Below are 19730 nucleotides of genomic sequence, written 5' to 3'. Positions count from 1 at the left end.
TAAAAAACAGGGAGCGCCACGTTATTTTCCTTCCGGGGCCCGAATTATTGTGGAACGGAGGCCCTTTCGGTAACAATAAGTGTCGCAAAATTCTAACGATATGAATTTTCCTTGGTTTAATTTTTCTAAAAACAGATGTCGCTAGGATTAAAAAATGACGCTTTTTGATTTTGGCTCTGATAAAGTGATGAAAATCATCATTTTCGGCAGGGCTAAATGTCTATATTTGTCCGCACAAAGGAAATGTAATAACAAGGTTCAGTATCATGAGAAAAAGAATTGTAGCCGGAAACTGGAAGATGAATAAAAACCTCGAGGAGGGAAAAAAACTTACTTCCGAGGTAATCAATATCGTGGCTGACGAGCTGAATGACGACGTGCAGGTAATCCTCGGCACGCCTTTCATCCACCTTGACAGCGTTTCGAAACTTTTGAAAGACTCTCCGAAAATCGGTCTTAGCGCGCAGAACTGCAGCGAGCACGAGTCGGGAGCTTACACTGGCGAGACTTCGGCCGCTATGCTTACGTCTATCGGAGCTGAGTACGTGATCCTCGGACACAGCGAGCGTCGCGAGTACTTCGGCGAGACTAACGAGCAGTTGGCCGCCAAGACAGACAAGGCTATGGAGCACGGCTTGACTCCTATCTTCTGCTGTGGCGAGGCTTTGGATATCCGCGAGGCGGGAACACAAAAGGAATACGTTTGCCAGCAATTGACAGACAGCCTTTTCCACCTTTCGGCTGACGATATCAAAAAAATCGTGATCGCTTACGAACCAATCTGGGCGATCGGTACGGGAAAAACGGCTTCGGCTGAGCAAGCTCAGGAAATGCACGCTGACATCCGCACCCACTTGGCCGGAAAATACGGCGCTGAGGTAGCTGAAGAAATCTCTATCCTTTACGGCGGAAGCTGCAAGCCTTCTAACGCTAAGGAAATTTTTGCTGGCAAAGACGTGGACGGCGGTTTGATCGGCGGTGCTTCTTTGGTAGCTCGCGACTTCGTTGACATCGCGAAATCTTTCTAATCCGAAGGATTAAGATCAAGACACATAAAAAAGTTGAGGGCGCCCATATAGGCGCCCTTTTTCTTTATTGGCTAGTCTCGTTTTTTCAATTACGAATAGGCGGCAGTCGCTTGGGCAAATTCTTTCCACTCCTCGTCTTTTAGGCTGTGGCCCGTAAAGAACGTTACGCCGTCGGCGCCGTGTTTGAGGCAGGTTTCCACCACGGGTTTCATCCCGATTTCCCGGACGTGGCCCACATGCAGGCCTGCGTACATTTTTTGGTGAGGCTTGAGATAGCGTTTGTTTTCGGTGATCCTTTCCTTGATCCAGTTCAGGTCGCCTTTATAATCCTTGAAGTAGAGCATTGGCATGTATACGTCAAGGTTGAAGTTTGGCCAGTCTTGGCGCACGATTTTGCGGGAGATTGACGGGCTCGGGAATACGGCGCCCGAGACTTTCTTGCCTTCGGCGTGCACGGCGTCCACAATACGGCGAACGAACGCACTGAGCGTGTCGAGACGGAACTGGTGCCACTCTTTGCTCTGAGACGGGTCTTCCATATCGAGCGGATCCTGTCCGTATTTTTCCTTGAACTTGCCACGGCAACGCTCGCAGTAGCAAAAATCGAATTCAGGCATTTCATGATCCTGTACCAGATTGTACTTCGGCTGCAGGGCGATAGGCAAGATTACGTCAACGTAGCGGACATAGTCGAGGTGCACGGCGTCCACTCCGTCGAGTTTAGCGATACGAACGTAATCGTCGATGATGAACTGTTGCGCTTTTTCGCTTGAAGGACACAGAAAACGGTAGTACTTGACATACGGTGGCTTGTCCACTACAGACTCTCCGTTACGGCTTACGGCGTAAATTTCTGGATGATCTTTCATATAGTCGCCACGGTTCATGGTCCAGCGCCAAGTGTGCAGTTCCAAACCGGACTTCTTCACGATTGGAGCCAGGCGTTTGAAAATTTCGTAGTGACCTTCGGGCAGGATTCCGTGAATTCCGTTGCTCTTGAGTTTTTTGCAGAATTCGAGTATCTCTTCCTCCGATTTGTCCCTCATGCCACGGACCCAAGCCCAGTTTTTCAGTCCAGTTCCCGCTTCCGCACCAGTACCGCAAGCGCCCACGCCTACGGCTGTGGCCGTAACGGCCATTACTTTGATAAATTCCCTTCTTCGCATATCTGAAAAAAATTTGGATTCCGGATTCCTAAAGTCCGGATATGAAACTACAAAACATGGCTTTGACGGCCATTTCAACATAATATAAAACGAAAAAGGCGCTTTAGCGAGGCGTGAGGCTTCCAAAGTGTGCAGAAATACATGTTTTGCATTTTGAAAACAAAATAATACCGGCAAGCTGGGCGAAGGAATAAAAAGGGAGTTTGGATTTTGATTTATGTCAAAAGACGGGAGGCTGGAAATAGGCACATTTGCATACACACACATCTCTTTTCAACCTCCGGAGGGCGGAAACGAAGGCAAAAGGCCGTCGTCGGTTTTTCGGAAAAGCTTGGCTTCAGCTCAGCAGCACACCCAAAGTTGCGATAAAGTGGTCAGGCTGGTTTACTCTTTATGCAAAAGCCGGCGGTGCGTGCATCGCCGGCTTTCTTTGTGCTTTTCCCAATGACGAATTATTCCGAAAACTCGATTTCCAGTGCGTAAACGTCGAAAGGAGCCATTGTGAATTTTCGGCTTTCCCCTACCCTGAGCGTTTCGTTCGGCTGGTTGTTCGCCGGATAAACCCACTTGATTTTTGCGTTTTTGTACTTAGGGTCAATCCCGAGCGTATTGGCGTCCAGCTTCAGCTCCGCTCGTGTTTCCTTACGGTTTTGTATCGGAACCAAACTGACATTGCGATACACTCCACCGAATTTCCCTTTGTTTTTGATCAACACAGCCAAGGTGTTATTTTTCCCGGCTTGGATGCTTTCAGCCGGAATATCTATGGCCAGAGGTTCCGCGTTATAGTTATAATATTCCGCCGCGCCATAGTGGCCGGTAAGCTGGGGCACCTCTTGGCCGTTGATCCAAAGGCCTCCCCAACCCTTGTGCGAAGCTATTTCTTTTCCGTTCAGAAAAATCCTGTATTCGTCGTCGGCTCCGCCGAAGTTTAGCCTGACCGCTTTTCCTTTCCAGTTTTCCGGTGCCTTGAAGGTTTTTCTGTAGGCTAGGTTTGTTGCGTCAGTCTTTGTAATCCGCATGTTCTTGACGCTTTCGGTTTTCCAACCGGAATCGTCAAAGTTCGAAGCGGTTACGTTTTCAGGCAGACTTTTATCGGTTCTAAGTACTTTCCATCCTTCGTCCAGCGTCAGTTTTGAACTTTTGTCCAAAACGGTGTTGTCGGAAGGATTGCGGAGAAAGACGATCGATTTGTTGTCTTTGGTGTGGGCGTAACCGTAAGGCTCGCCTTTCCTTACGTCGCCGAGGATTAGCCTTGTGTTGTTGAGCAGAATGTCGCTGTTGTCTTTGGCCCAGCTGAGGGTTTTTCCGAGGAAATCCCACTCGCTGTCGGAAAGAATGGAGGGCGAAAGGTAAAGCTCGTACATGGATACGCCACGCCCGACGAACATCGTAACGTAATGTTCCCAGTTTTTGGTCGGTTCTTTCGGGAATCCGTAAATGTACCGGCCTTTGATGATTCCGTGCGTCATCATGGAGTTTTGCGGAAATTGGAAACGGTCGTTGTTTTTGATCACTTTGTCGCGGTGGGTGATGGCGCGTTCCCTTTGCGGTCCGATTCCGCCTACGCCCACATCGCCACCACCGATCCAGATACAATCGGCGCCCATCAGCCACCAAGGGCTAAGGTTCATTCCAGTGGTGTAGTTGAGGTAAACATCCGGGTTCAGCTTGCGCATATACTCCATCAACTCGAAAATCTCTTCGACTTGGCTGTCGCTATTGGGCCTGTGCCCGTGTTTGTCGGAGGGGCAGTTCAGGTGGTTGTTGTCGTGTTTGAAATAAAGGATCCGTTGGTCCTGAATTGTCTCTTTGAGTCGTTTGCGGAGTTCTTTATGGTATTTTTCACCCGAAAGGCAGAGCGTCGAGCTCCCCCAAAGTTTCGGAACGCCGATATCGTAACCGTTTTCTTTGGCCCAATTCATATCGAGAGCCCTACAAGCGGATACGGGCATCCATATCCCGAATTTTCCCTGCGAAAGTTTCGATTCGACCATATCCCGCAGTTGCCAGTGCGCGGCGGAATCCAGAGGTTGGTAAACGCTGTGGCGGTCTTGCCAGAAATCGTCGGGAACGAAATAATCTACGGGAATGCCATGTTCTTTTTCCAGCTTAGTGGCGAATCCGTTTAGCGTTGAGGCGTAGTCGGGCAAGAGTTGGCTGTCGAGGCCACGGATATCGTACCAAGAGTTGTAAAGTACGACGGGTTTTGGTGGCGTGATGCGGATTTCGGGCAGGTATTTCTCAAGAAACCACTCTTTGGCTTTCCCTGTAGGCGTAGCTCCCCAAACTGCTTTTTTCGATATGTAATTGCCGGTCAGGTTCCATCCGGGCTTGTGCGTCGCGGTGTATTTTCCATAATCGTAGCGGTTTCGGGCTACAGGCCATTCCAGCCCCATAAAGAAGTCGCCGTTGAGGTAAACGGGTTGGCCATTGCCATCACATCCCGACGAGGGTTTTTCCGTGAACGTGATATCCTCTACAGCTAGGCTTTGTGCCGGAACGTGGCCGTTTTCGGGCACGTTCACCTCTATCCATTTCCTTCCGTAGAATTTGTCTTCGGCCAATTGGTAAACGGCCTGGATCTTCACTTTCGGGAAATTATTGTTGCGCAAGCTTACTCGAAGAGTTTCGACTCCATTTGAACTTTTTAGGGTAGCCCCAGTTACTTCCGAATTTGCTCCGGTAATGGGTTTGTCCAGTCCGTCGGCTATAATATGGAACGATTCGCCCGATGATTGTAAAGTTTTTCCCGAAATTTTATTTGATAAAGATACTGTTTTAAGCTTTCCGTTTCTCCAGCTTATAGAGCGGGACACCTTTCCGTTTTCGAGCGTATAGCTGTCCGTTTCCAGGGTCCGAATATCGGAACAGGCTAGGCACAATACCGAAACGATAAACGTGACGATTATCCTTTGCATGATGATTTTTTTACTGTTCGAAATAATGGAGGCGCTTCCGAATTTGTGACCAATATCGCTTGAAGAGGGTCAAACCGAGGGGTAAAAAGAGGGTAAAACGGATAGATTGAGCTCTTTTTTCTATTTTTTTGCAGTCAAATATCACATTGATGCTGTTTTCGGCGATATCGGACGCTTGGCAAAGCTATGTTTTTGAGATTGCGTTGTGATAACGCTTCGGTGTTTGGAACTTATTGGTGGCCGGAGGGGAAAGTATGTTTGAAAACATTCTGCGAATGGCGAGCGCGTGTCGATATAAGTCGAAAAAGATGCCTTTAATACGGGATTCGAAGACAATTTAATCAAAAAAAAAGACTTGCTGTATTTAAGGATTATTTCACGCTTTACACAGATCTAATTAAATTTGTGATGAATACTCGGCTTTAGCCTGGGTCCTCTTTTGTTTTTTTGTATTGAGGCGAGAATTGAAATGAGTGTGATTTTTTTGGAAGCATAAGAGACTATATCACAAGGCTGATCGCGCTTTAAAGAAAGGTGTGGAGAGAAACAGTGTTTGAAAGGTATTGTATGAAGATGAAGAAGCTAAAATCCTTTGATTTCAATATAAAGCTAAGCTTTGGCCTTATGGCCGGGCTAACAATAGCGTTGGTAGGGTATACCTTTTTTGGGACTTCCGGAATAGTGAGGCTCGGGATGAAAAGTAGCCAGGACTGCCAACCCGCTTTGCTGTATGCGGCCAGCCTGAGTAGCGGCTTGGAGCGCACCCGATTGGTGGTGGACGAACATGTTCGGCTGAGAAAGAGAAGAGAAGTTACTCTGGGGAGATTCAACGCTTTGTGGGAAAAGAATGTAGCGATTTCTCTGGATTCGATTAAAACTATATCCGAAAGGCTGGGCCCCAAGGATAAGCAGATAGCCAAAGAGATACTGAACAGAGCCACCCGATTAAAGAAGCGGGCCCTAAGAACGATTAACGGTCAGGAAACGGGAGCCTACGCACTGAAGGGTGTAGATGAGGATATGGAATGGCTTAGGGGAAAAATTTCCCAATACAGTGACGGTGTTTACGAACAGAGAAAGGAGTTGCTGGGCCAGTTTAATGTGGAATTCAGACGTTTCAAGTATTCCGAGATAGTGGCCATAGTCTTGGCTCTCGGCATTTCATTATTACTGTACAGAAAGCTTGACAGAGTAGTAAAGTCATCGATTAAGGAAATCCAGCGTTTGTCTAAGACCTTGGGCGAAGGCAATATTCCTGAGATTCCGGAAGCCAGAGGCGACGAACTGGATGACGTACGTGCGGAACTTGGCATTCTTACCCGTAATCTGAAAAACGTAAAGGACTTTGCGGACCAAGTGGGCAAAGGCCATTTTGATACGGATATTGACGTATTTGGCAACTCTGGCGAAATAGGAAAAGCGTTGAGCAATATGCGGGACAGTTTGGGCGAAGTGGCCAAACAAGACAAGATCCGCCAGTGGCATAACCAAGGCTTGGCTCAGTTCGCTTCCCTGATCAGGGACAATAACGAGGATATGGGGCAACTGTCCGAAAAGTTGATCTGCAAGCTCGTTAGGCACATGGACGCTAACCAAGGCAAGCTCTATGTAAAAGAGATGGACGGGGAAACCCCTGAAGAATATCTTGAGCTGTACGCTACGTACGCTTATGACCGAATGAAGTCTTTGGAAGACGAGCGAGTGTATGTGGGCGACGGACTTATAGGCCAAGCTTGGCGAGAGAAAAACCTCCTGTATCTGACAGACGTCCCCGAGGATTACATGTCGATTACGTCGGGATTGGGCGAAGCTCCGCCAACTTCTTTGGTCGTTGTGCCTTTGATAGCCAACGAGGCCGTATACGGGGTTTTGGAATTGGCGAGTTTCAAGGAGTTTTCAGAATCCGATAAGAATTTCCTTCTGCAATTGGCCGAAAGCGTGGCGGGAGCCATTTATACGACCCAAAACTCTTTGGTGACAAAACGTCTGCTTGAGGAATCCCAACGAATGACTGAGGAACTCCGCACGCAGGAAGAGGAGATGAGGCAAAATATGGAAGAGCTTCAGGCGACTCAGGAAGAAGTGGAGAGAAGGGCGGAAGAAAGCCAGTCGGTTAGTGATGCGCTGGATCGTTTCCTTCCGATTATCACCATAAACAAAAGAGGCGAGATAGAGACGGTGAACAAAGCTTTCACTAACTATTCGGGAATGATGGAGGCTCAATTGCGTGGGCAATCGATTGACAAACTGTTCCCTAAAAAGGCGGGCGAGGAATTCGATTTCGATAAAATATGGAGAGAAGCTTCCGTAAATGGCATTCATACGAGGGAAGCGACTCGCCAAACCCCTGACGGAACCTTGGTGCGGGCTCGGGCTACATATTCTGCGGTTAACGGAAGTGACGGCACAACCCAAGAACTGCTTTGCGCTGTCCAGATTCTGGAAATGACAAAGCCGGAGCCTGCTTAACAAAACTTCCGGAAAAGGAATTTCGAACCGAATTGCTTTTTCGGTTTATGAACGCCTATTTTTGGCTCATGAGACGACAAGAACGGTATCAAGGAATCATAGATTATTTCGCCGAGCATCAGCCCGAGGCCGAGACGGAGTTGAATTACACCAATCCGTTCGAGCTGTTGGTGGCCGTGATTCTCAGCGCCCAGTGTACCGACAAGCGTGTGAATTTAGTCACGCCGGCCTTGTTCGAGGAATTTCCGACGGCCAAGGACTTGATGGCCTCCAATTTCGACGAGCTTTTTCCTTATATCAAAAGCATCAGCTACCCGAACAACAAGACCAAGCACCTGCTGGGTATGGCCAAGATGTTGGTGGAGGATTTCAACAACATTGTTCCGGAAGACATTAAGGAATTGCAGAAAATGCCGGGCGTGGGAAGGAAAACGGCCAATGTAATCGCTTCTGTGGTGTATGACAAGCCGGCGATGGCCGTGGATACGCACGTTTTCAGAGTCTCGAAGCGGATCGGTTTGGTACCGCAGAATTCCAAAACGCCTTTGGAGGTCGAAAAGCATTTGATGAAGAACATCGCCAAGGAGCTGATACCCAAAGCCCACCATTGGCTGATTCTTCATGGACGATATATCTGCTTGGCCAGAAAACCGAAATGCGAAAAATGCCCGATTACGGGATATTGCCGATATTATGAGAAGAACTATCCCAAAGAGTTGAAAGCCGTGGAATAAGATAACTATTCAGGTTTTGACATAAGAAAAGGGAAAGGCCTTAGCCTTTCCCTTTTTTGTGACTGATTATTAGGTGAGTACACTCAGTAAATAGATTCTGTTTTAGAAAAGCGATGCCTGAAATAGAGTTTAGGCTATTTTCGAGCAGTCTCTTTACCCTTTACTATTTACTGTGTACTGTTATTAGATATTGGCGGAAGCCAAAGCCGGATAAGCTTGGTCAAGGTCAAGCTTGTCGCCGTTCTCCTTCTGAAGATCTTTCAGCTTTTCGAACATCTGCTTGATTCTGGCTTTGTGTTCCGGCTTTTCGGCCAAGTTTTTCATCTCGTTGGCGTCTTTTTTCATATTGAAAAGTTTCACTACGCCCGATTTCGGATACAGGATCAGCTTGTAGTTGTCTTGGATCACGCATCTCTGCTGAGCCATAAATCCGCCGTAAACAGCTTCCAGATTCGACTTGCGCTCGCCCCTGATTACAGGCAATACGCTCTTGAAATCTACGTAAGAAGGTTGCTGAACTCCGGCCACCTCAAGCGCCGTAGGCATAACGGCCTGAAGGTAAATCGGCGTTTTGATCTTGCGGTTCTTGGGCACGTTCGGACCCACCACCATAAACGGCACGCGGATACTGTGGTCGTACATATTTTGCTTTCCGAGCAAGCCGTGGTGGCCTACTGACAAACCGTGGTCGGCGGTGAAGACGATGTAAGTGTTGTCCGCTTTGCCCGATTTTTCCAGCGCGTCGAGGATTCTGCCGATCTGCTCGTCCATATACGTGATCAGGGCGTAGTATTCCTGGCGGTTAACCTTCACCGAATATTCCGTTCTCGGGAATGGAGCGAGTCTTTCGTCGCGCATATTTCCTTTCGGGAACAGGGTCTTGAAGTCAGGATAATCGGCCATGAAGTTCTTAGGCGTCTTGATCTTCTTCAGCGGGTACATGTCCACGTACTCCTTCGGAGCCTGACGGGGGTCATGCGCGGCGTTGAAGGCCAAGTACATAAAGAACGGCTTGTCTTTGTTCGAAGCTTGTTCGATGTAGCGCACGCCCGTGTCGCCGAGTTTTTCGGTCCAGTGCTGTCCGCCTTTCCAGAATCCGTTTTTGGTTTTGTCCCAAGGCAACCAGTTCTTGTCGTCTTCGCTCAATGGTCGGTTGTAGCCCTCTTTGGTTTGGTTTGGCATACCGCCCCGCACGTCCGTAACGTTGTCGAAGATTTGCTGAGGCTTAACGCCTACGTGCCACTTTCCGGTGAAGTAGGTTTCGTAGCCGGCGTTTGACATCATCTCCGACCAGAACGGATGGCTCTCTTTCACTTGCGGATTCTTCCGGAACTCGTTCATATGGTCTTGCGTCTTCCATACGTACATGCCCGTATTGATCATGGCGCGGCTGGCCATACACACGGCGCCGTTCCACGCGCCCATGTTGTAGGTGTGGGTGAAGGTTGTGCCTTCCTTAACCAGTTTGTCAAGGTTCGGCGTCTTGATCTTCAGGTCGCCCAAAGAGCGGATGCCTTCGTACGTCAGGTCATCGGCAAAGATGAACAGGAAATTTGGCTTCTCGGTCTGGGTTTGCCCATAGGCGTTGACTCTGGAAAGCGTCAAAGCCCCTGCCAGGGACAAAAGACCTAAAGTTTGCTTGAAAAGTCTCTTAGGTGAAAACATATCGGGTTTATTTTAAAAAACAGCGTTTCATATTCCAAACATGAGCAAATATACGCTGACTACTTACTATGTATGTCCGCTAAACTTGTCGTAATGTACTTGGGGGAAATAAAGGGATGTGAAAATAGACATCATGTTGAATTGTGTTCATTTTTTCCGATCTGTTATAGCGCTTTTTGGATCATTCGCAAATAGGAAAAAACACGTTTGAACTTCTTGCTTTTCAGATTCTTCCCAAATTGCTTTTTTGGGCTTTATAGCCTAAGTTGAGTTTGGTTCTGGTGGCCATTGGTCGGCATTCCCGAAACACATCAGAACCTAAGGTATTTTTTAATAATATTCTACCAGCAAAAATAACGGATGAGCGGATTCAACCTAATTATATCCAGCGCAGGCAAGGCCGGCGAGCAGACGGTGCGAAACATGAACAGGGCCGTAGCGCCTGGCGACGGCGGACAAACGGCCACCTTGACAGCGAATAAGTGGGCGGCGGTATTGGGTGCGGAGTCTATAGCCCGCGAGAGTCATGATCAGCCTTTGGTATCGGAGTGCGGCAAATACGCATTGGTGTTTGAAGGCGATTTGGACAGTCGGTTTGACCTTCGTAACAGGCTTCTGGAAAAAGGAAAAACCTTCCGTACGGGCACCGACGCCGAGCTGTTGCTTTTCGCATTGATCGAATTCGGCCCGGAGCTGGTAGCTGACTTGGAAGGCGTTTTCGCTTTTATATTCCTTGACGCCCATAAGGGCGAGGTTCTGCTGGGACGTGACAGACTGGGGGCCAAACCGCTTTATTATTATCATGAGGAAGGTTCTTTGGTCGTTTCTTCGGGCATTCGGGGCGTGATGGCTTCGGGTATTCCGGCCAAGGAACTTAACAAACAACAGATAGCGAATTTCATCAATTTCGGCTTGCCCAAAGCGCCGGAGACTTTCTATAAAGACGTTTTTGAAGTAAGGCGGGGGCATATGGGCACCATGCTTTCTCTGGGCGAAGCTCCGCGCTTCGACGCTCTGCCGAACAAGTCTACCAAAACGGAGCAGCCGACGCCGGATATCGACAAACTGGCTGAGGAAGTGGAAGAACGCCTTACCGACGGACTTTTCGCCAAACAGCCTCACCGCGTTTCTTTCGGTTTGATAGCCGACGGAAGCTTGTATACTGCCGTGATGCTGGTTTTGGCCAAAAAGGCGGGAACCATTCCCTCGCACGTTTTCAGCGTAGGCCATACTTCCCGGCAGGAAGACAAGCTCGAAAACCTTTTGGGATTCCTTGGCGTAAGCAACCATCCCGTTCCTTTTGGCCCCGACAATATTGACGATTTCGGAGACTTTGTGGCGGGAATGGACCAGCCGGTGGGGCATCGTTACGCTTGGATTCGCTATCGTACGGCCCGCTACGCCAAAGATTTCGTGTCGGTATTGTGGGGCGCCGAGGGCGCTGAGGAACTGCTTTCCGGCTCTACGCGCGCTTGGGTTTATTATCATTACCTGCGCAACCACGAGACGGTACTCAAGGCTTTGCCTTATATAAAGAAAGGCAGCAAGCTGTTGCCTACGGCCCTCGACAAGCTTTCTGGCGGATTGGTGGGCTTTGTGCGCAAATACGCCGAGCGCCTGAGCGAATCGCCCGAGCGGACTTATCTGAAGCTGATCAACGACGACAGTTCCGTAAAGGAAAACCCCTACCCCAAGATGTTCGCTGAGGACAGCGATAACAGCGGTTTCGTGGACCTGAACTTCGCTAACCTTTGCCAATTCGAACGGGGCGCTTACCTGCAACGGAGCGTATTGCCCGTGCATCAGTTCCTGTTCCAAAGTTGTGGCATGGATCTTCGCATGCCTTACCTCACCTCGGGGCTTATGGAGCTTTCCGAGTCCGTATCGCCGGTGGCGTGGATGGAGAGAGGCCGAAACGCTGTCTTGGAAAAGATATTGGAGCGCAACGGAGCCGAACGTTTCATCGGGCGGATCAAGGCCCGGCCGGAATTTCCGCTGGGCGTATGGCTTCGCGAGGACTGGCGCCAGCATACGGAGAGCTTGGCGAATTCGGAAAGCTTGACCCGCTTTGTGGACTCGGAGTGGATTTCGAAAATTATTGCGGAACACCTGGACGGCACCCGCGACCACGGCGAATTGATCTGGCGTTTGTTGGTATTGCGCCAATGGATTGCCGATAAGTAAGCTTTGATCGAACTGAACAATAGACAACTCTGAGGACGGCGCCAAGCAACGGGTGTCGTCCTTTTTTCATGATTTTTTCCCAAAAAGGCCCCGATAGCCCTCTCCCAAGCCCTTGCGGAACATTTCCCCCCTTCTTTTCGACCAAAAATATCCATTCCGTACGCTCCGTAACGGCGTATTTGTGTCTGGTTCCAACGCTAACCCTCCGGCTAACGAAGTCTGGAGCGCTAAAGACTTTTTGTATGAACAGAAGAGACTTCCTGAAGAAAACCTCCGCCGCAACGGCTACATCCATAGTGGCCGGCGCCGTAAACGAAGCCAAGGCCCGCAAGAAAACTCCTGACCGTCCAACCAAAGACGGCAAGCCACATATTATCCTGATCATGACCGATCAACAACGCGCTGATACGGTGGGTTTCTACGGGAACAAGGCCGCTATTACGCCCAATATGGACCAAATAGCCAAGGAAGGTGTGGCCTTCGACGTGGCCTACTCTTCCGTGCCTAGCTGTACTCCCGCCCGGGCCGGGTTGCTAACGGGCATGTCGCCGTGGGGGCACGGGATGTTGGGTTACCGTAACCAGGCTACCAAATACAAGTTTGAGAAACCACGAATGCTGAACGAGGCCGGTTATCATACCGTGATGGTGGGCAAGAATCACTTCCACCCCGCCTTCAACACGCATGGTTATAAGGAAATGCATCTGGAAGACGGTTTGGTACGCGTGCTTGACGACTATTCGAAGTGGTTTCTGGACAAGGCCCGCAAGAACAAATTCTTGGCCAACGCCATTGGCATGGACCCCGAGAAGGAATACACGCAAAAAGAGCTTTCGGTATTCGGTTCGAAAGCCAAACTCTGCGCCGGAATGGGCTTCAACGACAATAACGGCGAGCCGTTCGTATTGGCAGAGGAATACCACCCGACTGAGTGGACTGGCCAGACTGCCGTGGATTGCATAAAGAATTATGACAAGGAAGAGCCGATGTTTATGAAGCTTTCCTTCCACCGTCCGCACAGCCCGTTTGATCCGCCGCAACGTTGTGTGGATATGTACGATGGAGTCGATATTCCCGAACCGTTTATCGGCGATTGGGCCGACAAGTACAAGGATATGGGCAACCTCGAAAACCCGTCAACTCCGCTCGGCCATTTCCCAGACGACTACGTGGCCCGTTCCCGTAAGCATTACTACGCCAGCGTCACCTTTGTGGACGAATGGGTAGGCAAAGTGACCGACGCCCTAAAAGCCAAAGGCATGTACGACAACTGCCTGATCATCTTCACCTCAGACCACGGCGATATGATGGGAGACCACTACCACTGGCGCAAGTGTTACGCTTACGAAGGGTCGGCCAAGGTGCCAATGCTGATGAAGTGGCCCGAAAAGCTCAAGGTGAAAGCCAAAAAGGGACAAACACTCAAACATCCGGTGGAATTGCGCGATATCCTGCCGACTTGTCTGGATGTTGCGGGCGCCGAAATCCCGGCCGAGATGGAAGGGACCAGTATGCTCCGCACGGTCCGTGAGCGGAATCCAGAGTGGCGTGAGTATATCGATTTGGAACATTCGAAAATCTACTTCGACGAGAACGACTGGTACGCCCTCACCGACGGCAAGCATAAATACATCTTCTTCGGTTTGACGGGCAGGGAGCTGCTTTTCGATCTGGAGAAAGATCCGAACGAGCTCAAAGATTTGGCCTCAAAGCCCGAGCACAAAGCCGAATTGGAACGCTGGCGCGACCGCATGACGGAACATCTCTCCATCCGTGGCGACAAGTTTGTGGACGGCAACCGCCCGAGGGTAAAGCCGAAAGCGATCAACACCTCCCCTAATTTCCCTTGGACTTGATTGGGATTGGAGTAACGCAAACGCCCGCTTGGTATCGCTAAGCGGGCGTTTTTATTAAGGGGATCCCTTCGCTTAGCTTATGTCACTTGTCAATATCTCTCAAAAGCGAAGGCTAATATTTTCCATTTTCATGCTTAAATTATCTTCATGAAATGGAAAAAACTTAGAGTTCTGTTCCTAAGCATATTGGTGCCTTTATACACGCTTTCTCGCTTTACCGATTATAAAGTGATAGGGAATTGGAGCGTGGGATTTATGGGAAGCCTTATTTTTATTCTTTCGCTAATCATTCTTCTCAAAAAGTTCGACAGGTATTCTCATAAGCGAGTTGTCTTATTGTCTTTGTTTGGGCTTGCGGTTTACTCATGGAGCACTTTTGTTTCGGATCCTTTTATCAGTTCAAAACTGAATAGCCGAAGTTTTTTGATGCTTAAGGTTGACGGCCAGTTTTTTAACGCTTATTTCCAGCCTGTAGGGAGTTATTCGGGAGGGCAAGGTAATCTGACTATTACCAAAACACATTGGATCGTCCCGTTTCTGGAAAAACGGAAATATTATCTGCACGCAATTCATGAGGACCTTTCCTCTGATTTTTTTGAAGGTGAAAAAGTCGATACCAGAGAGGTGGTAAAGAGTCTGGTAAAACGGGCCATTAACGAATAAGCCAATTTTCCACATAAGAGGGGCTAAATGACAGTGTAAGCCTAAGGACATTTGTATAGGCAATACAGCCGGTGTCTGCCGTATATTGGGAGTGTTTCGTATTGGGGCGCTCTATCCGGGCTTTTCGCCATCTCGCCGGCGATTCTGCGCGGCGCGCTTATTTTTCATAAAAAAACAATCGCATGTACGGCATTAAAACGAGGCTCTGCCTGAGCGTTCTGTTTGCGCTTACGCTCATTAGCCCGGCATGGGCGCAGACTTTTGATTTCGGCGAGATAAAATCCCCGATTCTCTTTCAGGGAAATTACAAATACGCTTACCGAGATCCCGCGGTGGTGTATCACGAAGGAAAATTCCACCTGTATTTCACCTTGGTCGAAAAAGCGAAGGACAAGGGCATGTATTGGTATACCGCCCAAAGCGTAAGCGAGGATTTGGTGCATTGGACGTATCCGAAAATCATTACGCCTTGCGACAGAAACCTGAATTATAGCAGTCCCGGCAATATCGTTCGCAAAGACGGGCAATGGATTATGTGCCTACAGACCTACCCGACGCCCAACAAAGAGCGATTCGGCAATAAAGACAGCAGAGTCTGGATAATGCGGAGCGAGGATCTTGAGAATTGGTCGGAGCCTGAGTTGTTGAAAGTGAAAGGCAATGACGTGGTCGTGGAGGATATGGGCAGAATGATCGATCCGTATTTATTGGAAGATGCCGACGAGCCCGGAAAGTGGTGGTGCTATTATAAGCAAAACGGAGTGTCGATGTCCTATTCTTATGACCTTAAGAACTGGACTTATGCGGGGAATGCCCATTCGGGCGAAAACGTGACGGTGATACGCCAAAATGGAGAATACGTACTGTTACACTCACCGCGCAACGGTATCGGAGTGAAACGCTCCAAAACTCCGCAAGAATGGGGCGAGGATGAGGCGCTACTAACTCTGGGACAAAAGGATTGGCCGTGGGCGAAACGCCGTTTGACGGCCGCCACAGTGGTAGATTTGACCAAGGAAAAACGCTTCGGCAAGTATATCATGTTCTTCCACGGATCGCCCGTAAATCCGAAAAACCCCCGTTCGGACGCCCATAACAAGGCCAGCTTGGCCATAGCCTGGAGCGATGACCTGAAAACCTGGACTTGGCCCGGAAAGAATAGTCAACCTAAATGAATGATATAGTACAAAGTAAAGAGTCCAGAGTAAGGAGTACTGTAGCGCTACAATACTTTTTACTCTGGACTCTTTACTCTTTACTAAAATAAACCAATCAGCACATCTTCACGTAACTGCCGAGCAGTTTGATACGCTTGGAGTGCGACAGGAACACTTCCCGTACGTTTTCGTCCTCGAAATGTCCGTCGAAGTCGATATAGAACAGGTATTTGAAGTTCTTGCCCTTCTTGGCCGGGCGGCTTTCGATCTTGGTCAAGTTGATGCCGGCGTCGTAGAAATCTTGCAGAAACTTGGCGAGAGCGCCTGGCTTGGCCGAAAGTTTGGCCAGAATGGTCGTCTTGTCGCGTCCGCTTTTTTGGTTTATAAAGTCTTTGGCCAAAATCAGGAAGCGAGTGAAATTGTCTTCCGAATCTTCCACGTTGTCGAAAAGAATAGGCAGACGGTTTTGGTTGGCCGCGATTCTAGGGCACAGCGCGGCGGCGCCTTCTTCTTTCAGGGCCAGCTTCACGGCTTTCGAGGTGGAGTTTACGGGCACAAGCTCTATATCCTCTCCGAATGTTTCCTCAATAAAGCTCTTACACTGTTTGAAAGCGATATCGCGCGAGTAGATCTTCTTAATACTGTGGTGCGAATCGTGCGTGGAGGCCAGCGCGAAGTGAATCGGGATGGCCACCTCGGCCACAATCGACAATTCGTAATTGCCCAATAAGTCGATGGTTTCGTTTACCGAACCTTCCTGGTTGTTCTCGATCGGCACAACGCCGAAACGGGCACGGCCGGTATCCACGGCTTCGAATACTTTCGGGATGGAGCTCAGCGCCCAATATTCGCTCAAAGCGCCAAAACGGCTCTCGGCGGCTTGGTGGGTAAAACTGAATTCGGGACCGAGAAAGGCGACTTTCTCCGGCAATTCGAGGTTACGGCTGATGGCGAACACCTCCAGAAAGATAGCCTCGATGGCGGGTCGGGTCAAAAGTCCCTCGCTGCGCTTGGCTAGCCGGTCGATGATGCTTTTCTCCCGCTCCGGGCGGTAGATTACGGTCTTGTTGTTTTTCTTAAGCTCCCCTACTTGCCTTACCACTTCCATCCGGTCGTTGAGCAAGGCCAGCACTTGGTTGTCTATCGCGTCGATGCGGTCCCGCATGGACCCCAAAAGTTCCTGTTCTTCGCTTGTGGACATAATCTTGATACTATAGTGTGCGGTTTCCGCAAAAATTTTCGGAAAACTAAAGCCCGAAGCCGAGCAATGCAAAGGGCGGAGGATAATAAGTATATCCAGTAAAATAGTTTATGTTTCGATAAAGGAACGTTTTGAAGGGGTAACCTATTGGTTTATTTGGCTTTAGGTTATCCCCGAGCAGTCTCTTTACGCTTTACTATTTACTTTGCACTACTTTTTGTGTTTTCCTCCGCCCTTAAGTTTCCGTTTCTTATTTCCGTTGTTCCAGATAAGCCTTCAGGTGGTCGTAACTGCTCCCGATCGATATGGCGTTCTCCGTCTTCGAAAGCACTTCGGAAAGGCGTTTCGGGAAGATCACGGACTGCTTGATCAACGGTTCTACTACATCGGCGAATTTGGCCGGATGGGCCGTTTCAAGGAATATACCCAAGGCGTCTTTGTCGCATTCCTTCAAGTGTTGCTCCAAGGCGGCGTAGCCGATTGCGCCGTGCGGATCGAGTATATAGCCTGTTTCTTTGAATACCCTCGCGATGGTGGCTTCCGTCTGTTCGTCGGAGAAGCTCTTGCCGGCGATATCGCGTACGATATCTGGGAAGCGCTCGTCATACAGAGCCTGTAGGCGCGCGAAGTTGCTCGGGTCGCCCACGTCCATGGCGTTTGAGATCGTCTGTACCGACGGACGGGTTTCATATGGGTGCCCGTTAAGGTATTTCGGCACCACGTCGTTGGCGTTTGAGGCGGCCACGAAGCGCTTGATCGGCAGTCCGGTGGCTTTGGCTATAAGCCCTCCGCAGAGGTTGCCGTAGTTGCCGCTCGGCACGCAGAACACTACCGGCTTGCCTTCTTCCTTTACTTGGGCATAGGCGTAGTAATAGTAAATCGACTGCGGAATCAGGCGACTGATATTGATGGAATTGGCCGAGCTTAGCGAATGCTTTTCCCTTATTTTTCTGTCGAGAAACGCTTGCTTAACCATCCGCTGGCAATCGTCGAATGTGCCCGACACTTCCAGAGCCGTAACGTTTTGGCCCACGGTAGTGAGCTGTTTGCGCTGGATTTCGCTTACTTTTCCCCTTGGGTAAAGGATAGTCACCGTAATGCCCGGAACGTTCAGGAACCCTTGGGCAACGGCGCTTCCCGTATCGCCGGAAGTGGCTACCAGTATGTTGACCTCTCTTTTTCTTTTCTTAAGAAAATAGCCCATTACCCTGGACATAAATCTGGCTCCGAAGTCTTTGAAGGCCAAAGTAGGTCCGTGGTAAAGCTCCAACGAGCGGATATTCTCCGTTACAGGCACAACGGGCGCTTCAAAGTCGAAAGCGTCATTGACGATTTCCATCAGGTCGTTGGTCGGGATTTCGTCGCCGATCAGGTTCGCCGTCACTTGCAGGGCGATTTCCTGCAAAGACATCTCATGGATATTCTCAAAAAAAGAATCGGGTAGTTTGTCGATCTCTCTCGGCATGTAGAGACCGTTATCGTCAGGCAAGCCCTTGAATACGGCTTCTTCGAAGTTTACGTCCGGTACGCGGTGGTTAGTACTGTATAGAATCATATCGGGTTGTTTTTCAAGAGTCAGATGGTTTTTGCGCTGTCGCTTTCGTTGCTACGGATTATGCTTGGGCCTTGCTGGTTTACGGCCGATACGAAAAGGTCGGTTTCGATACCCAAGCCGTCATAAACGGATTTGATGGCATGCGCTACGGTTTCGGCCGTTTTCTTCCCTCGGTTTAGGGAAAACAGCGACGGGCCGGAACCCGAAATCCCGAAGCCCAACGCTCCGGCTTCCAAGGCCGCTTGTTTTGCCTCGTCGAATCCGGGAAGCAATAGCGAACGGACCGGTTCTATAATCACGTCTTCCAAAGAGCGGGAAATCAGGCCGTAATCTTTCTGCAAAAGCCCGGCGATAAGCGCTCCCACGTTGCCCCATTGGCGAATGGCCTTATCGAGCGGGACTTGGCCTTTCAGAATCTTGCGGGCGTCTTTGGTGTTCACCACTATTTTGGGATGTACCACGGTGGCGAAAAGCTCGTCGGGAACGTCGATCTTGACCACGTCTAGCGGGCTGTAGCTTCTGATAAGCGTAAAACCGCCCAAAAGCGAAGGCGCCACGTTGTCGGCGTGGGCTGAGCCGCAGGCTATCCGCTCGCCTTCCATGGCGAAAGGCAAAATCTCCAAATCGCTGAGCGGAGAGCCCATCAGCTTGTTGGCGGCGTATACGGCGGCGGCCGAACTGGCCGCGCTCGATCCCATACCGCTGCCCAAAGGCATATGTTTGTGCAGGACGATATCGATGCCCTGCTTGCTTCCGATCGCTTCCAGAAATGCTTTTACGACTACGCCGGCGGTGTTTTTGTCGGCGTCGGTCGGCAATTTTCCTCCGTCACCGATGATCTTGGTAATGCGTACCTCGCCGGTGTCGGATTTGGTAAGCTCCACTTCGTCGCCGGGGCTGTCTATGGCAAAGCCGAGTACGTCGAAGCCGCAGGCCACGTTGGCTACGGTGGCGGGAGCGAAAACTTTTATATAGTCCAAGGACATAAGAAATGGCTTAATTGTATCAAGGGAAAAAGTGTTGCGCAGGAAACTGGACCGTGCGCATCGCCGTCGTTGGGCAACAAAAAGCCGGTATGACGGGACCCTCGGTTCTTTTCGGAACGGGGCCGGGGCGTGCGGAGTGTACGGA

13 protein-coding genes are annotated in these 19730 nt (G+C 49.8%); 7 read left to right on the top strand and 6 right to left on the bottom strand.

Annotated elements, in window-relative coordinates:
• Nucleotides 1-266: 266 nt before the first annotated feature.
• Nucleotides 267-1028: a triose-phosphate isomerase gene (gene tpiA / locus AABK39_RS18995; protein WP_338392887.1), complete on the top strand. Its 762-nt coding sequence runs from the start codon at nucleotides 267-269 to the stop codon at nucleotides 1026-1028.
• An 89-nt stretch (nucleotides 1029-1117) separates the two neighbouring features.
• Here the strand turns inward: tpiA and AABK39_RS18990 are convergent, their stop codons facing one another.
• Nucleotides 1118-2194: a glycoside hydrolase family 10 protein gene (locus AABK39_RS18990; protein ID WP_338392886.1), complete on the bottom strand. Its 1077-nt coding sequence runs from the start codon at nucleotides 2192-2194 to the stop codon at nucleotides 1118-1120.
• Nucleotides 2195-2646: 452 nt separating this feature from the next.
• Nucleotides 2647-5115, bottom strand: coding sequence for an alpha-amylase family protein (locus tag AABK39_RS18985; protein WP_338392885.1), 2469 nt, complete (start codon nucleotides 5113-5115; stop codon nucleotides 2647-2649).
• A gap of 567 nt (nucleotides 5116-5682) precedes the next feature.
• Between AABK39_RS18985 and AABK39_RS18980 the strand changes: the two genes are divergently transcribed.
• The gene (locus AABK39_RS18980; RefSeq protein ID WP_338392884.1) at nucleotides 5683-7584 is read left to right on the top strand and encodes a GAF domain-containing protein; all 1902 of its coding nucleotides are present in this window, start codon (nucleotides 5683-5685) and stop codon (nucleotides 7582-7584) included.
• Nucleotides 7585-7652: 68 nt separating this feature from the next.
• Nucleotides 7653-8318: an endonuclease III gene (gene nth, locus AABK39_RS18975; RefSeq protein ID WP_338392883.1), complete on the top strand. Its 666-nt coding sequence runs from the start codon at nucleotides 7653-7655 to the stop codon at nucleotides 8316-8318.
• Nucleotides 8319-8501: 183 nt separating this feature from the next.
• Here the strand turns inward: nth and AABK39_RS18970 are convergent, their stop codons facing one another.
• The gene (locus AABK39_RS18970) at nucleotides 8502-9983 is read right to left on the bottom strand and encodes a sulfatase-like hydrolase/transferase (protein WP_338392882.1); all 1482 of its coding nucleotides are present in this window, start codon (nucleotides 9981-9983) and stop codon (nucleotides 8502-8504) included.
• A 360-nt stretch (nucleotides 9984-10343) separates the two neighbouring features.
• On the opposite strand from AABK39_RS18970, the gene AABK39_RS18965 reads away from it, so the two are divergent.
• From AABK39_RS18965 to AABK39_RS18950, 4 genes are all read left to right on the top strand, one after another.
• Nucleotides 10344-12167 (top strand): asparagine synthetase B family protein, encoded by a 1824-nt coding sequence (locus AABK39_RS18965; protein WP_338392881.1) that lies wholly within the window; start codon nucleotides 10344-10346, stop codon nucleotides 12165-12167.
• Between the two features lie 242 nt (nucleotides 12168-12409).
• Complete coding sequence (locus tag AABK39_RS18960; protein ID WP_338392880.1) at nucleotides 12410-14023, top strand: arylsulfatase; 1614 nt, start codon at nucleotides 12410-12412, stop codon at nucleotides 14021-14023.
• 147 nt (nucleotides 14024-14170) lie between these two features.
• Nucleotides 14171-14686 (top strand): hypothetical protein, encoded by a 516-nt coding sequence (locus AABK39_RS18955; RefSeq protein WP_338392879.1) that lies wholly within the window; start codon nucleotides 14171-14173, stop codon nucleotides 14684-14686.
• Between the two features lie 182 nt (nucleotides 14687-14868).
• On the top strand, nucleotides 14869-15861 hold the full coding sequence (locus AABK39_RS18950; protein WP_338392878.1) for a glycoside hydrolase family protein: 993 nt from the start codon (nucleotides 14869-14871) through the stop codon (nucleotides 15859-15861).
• 97 nt (nucleotides 15862-15958) lie between these two features.
• Here the strand turns inward: AABK39_RS18950 and pheA are convergent, their stop codons facing one another.
• From pheA to AABK39_RS18935, 3 genes are all read right to left on the bottom strand, one after another.
• Complete coding sequence (gene pheA / locus AABK39_RS18945; protein WP_338392877.1) at nucleotides 15959-17044, bottom strand: prephenate dehydratase; 1086 nt, start codon at nucleotides 17042-17044, stop codon at nucleotides 15959-15961.
• Nucleotides 17045-17294: 250 nt separating this feature from the next.
• A complete protein-coding gene (gene thrC / locus AABK39_RS18940; protein WP_338392876.1) occupies nucleotides 17295-18599 on the bottom strand; it encodes a threonine synthase in 1305 nt (434 codons plus the stop codon).
• 20 nt (nucleotides 18600-18619) lie between these two features.
• A complete protein-coding gene (locus tag AABK39_RS18935; RefSeq protein ID WP_338394706.1) occupies nucleotides 18620-19579 on the bottom strand; it encodes a homoserine kinase in 960 nt (319 codons plus the stop codon).
• Between the last annotated feature and the right edge of the window lie 151 nt (nucleotides 19580-19730).

Origin of the sequence: Fulvitalea axinellae (assembly GCF_036492835.1) — a bacterium.
Taxonomy (GTDB): Bacteria; Bacteroidota; Bacteroidia; order Cytophagales; family Cyclobacteriaceae; genus Fulvitalea; species Fulvitalea axinellae.
Note: the sequence above shows the minus strand (reverse complement) of the source record. Positions and strands in the feature narration are given on the sequence as shown.

Excerpts from the sequence above, each read along its gene's own strand:
- tpiA (WP_338392887.1), top strand. The coding sequence starts at position 267 with ATGAGAAAAAGAATTGTAGCCGGAAACTGGAAGATGAATAAAAACCTC.
- AABK39_RS18990 (WP_338392886.1), bottom strand. The coding sequence starts at position 2,194 with ATGCGAAGAAGGGAATTTATCAAAGTAATGGCCGTTACGGCCACAGCC.
- AABK39_RS18985 (WP_338392885.1), bottom strand. The coding sequence starts at position 5,115 with ATGCAAAGGATAATCGTCACGTTTATCGTTTCGGTATTGTGCCTAGCC.
- AABK39_RS18980 (WP_338392884.1), top strand. The coding sequence starts at position 5,683 with ATGAAGATGAAGAAGCTAAAATCCTTTGATTTCAATATAAAGCTAAGC.
- nth (WP_338392883.1), top strand. The coding sequence starts at position 7,653 with ATGAGACGACAAGAACGGTATCAAGGAATCATAGATTATTTCGCCGAG.
- AABK39_RS18970 (WP_338392882.1), bottom strand. The coding sequence starts at position 9,983 with ATGTTTTCACCTAAGAGACTTTTCAAGCAAACTTTAGGTCTTTTGTCC.
- AABK39_RS18965 (WP_338392881.1), top strand. The coding sequence starts at position 10,344 with ATGAGCGGATTCAACCTAATTATATCCAGCGCAGGCAAGGCCGGCGAG.
- AABK39_RS18960 (WP_338392880.1), top strand. The coding sequence starts at position 12,410 with ATGAACAGAAGAGACTTCCTGAAGAAAACCTCCGCCGCAACGGCTACA.
- AABK39_RS18955 (WP_338392879.1), top strand. The coding sequence starts at position 14,171 with ATGAAATGGAAAAAACTTAGAGTTCTGTTCCTAAGCATATTGGTGCCT.
- AABK39_RS18950 (WP_338392878.1), top strand. The coding sequence starts at position 14,869 with ATGTACGGCATTAAAACGAGGCTCTGCCTGAGCGTTCTGTTTGCGCTT.
- pheA (WP_338392877.1), bottom strand. The coding sequence starts at position 17,044 with ATGTCCACAAGCGAAGAACAGGAACTTTTGGGGTCCATGCGGGACCGC.
- thrC (WP_338392876.1), bottom strand. The coding sequence starts at position 18,599 with ATGATTCTATACAGTACTAACCACCGCGTACCGGACGTAAACTTCGAA.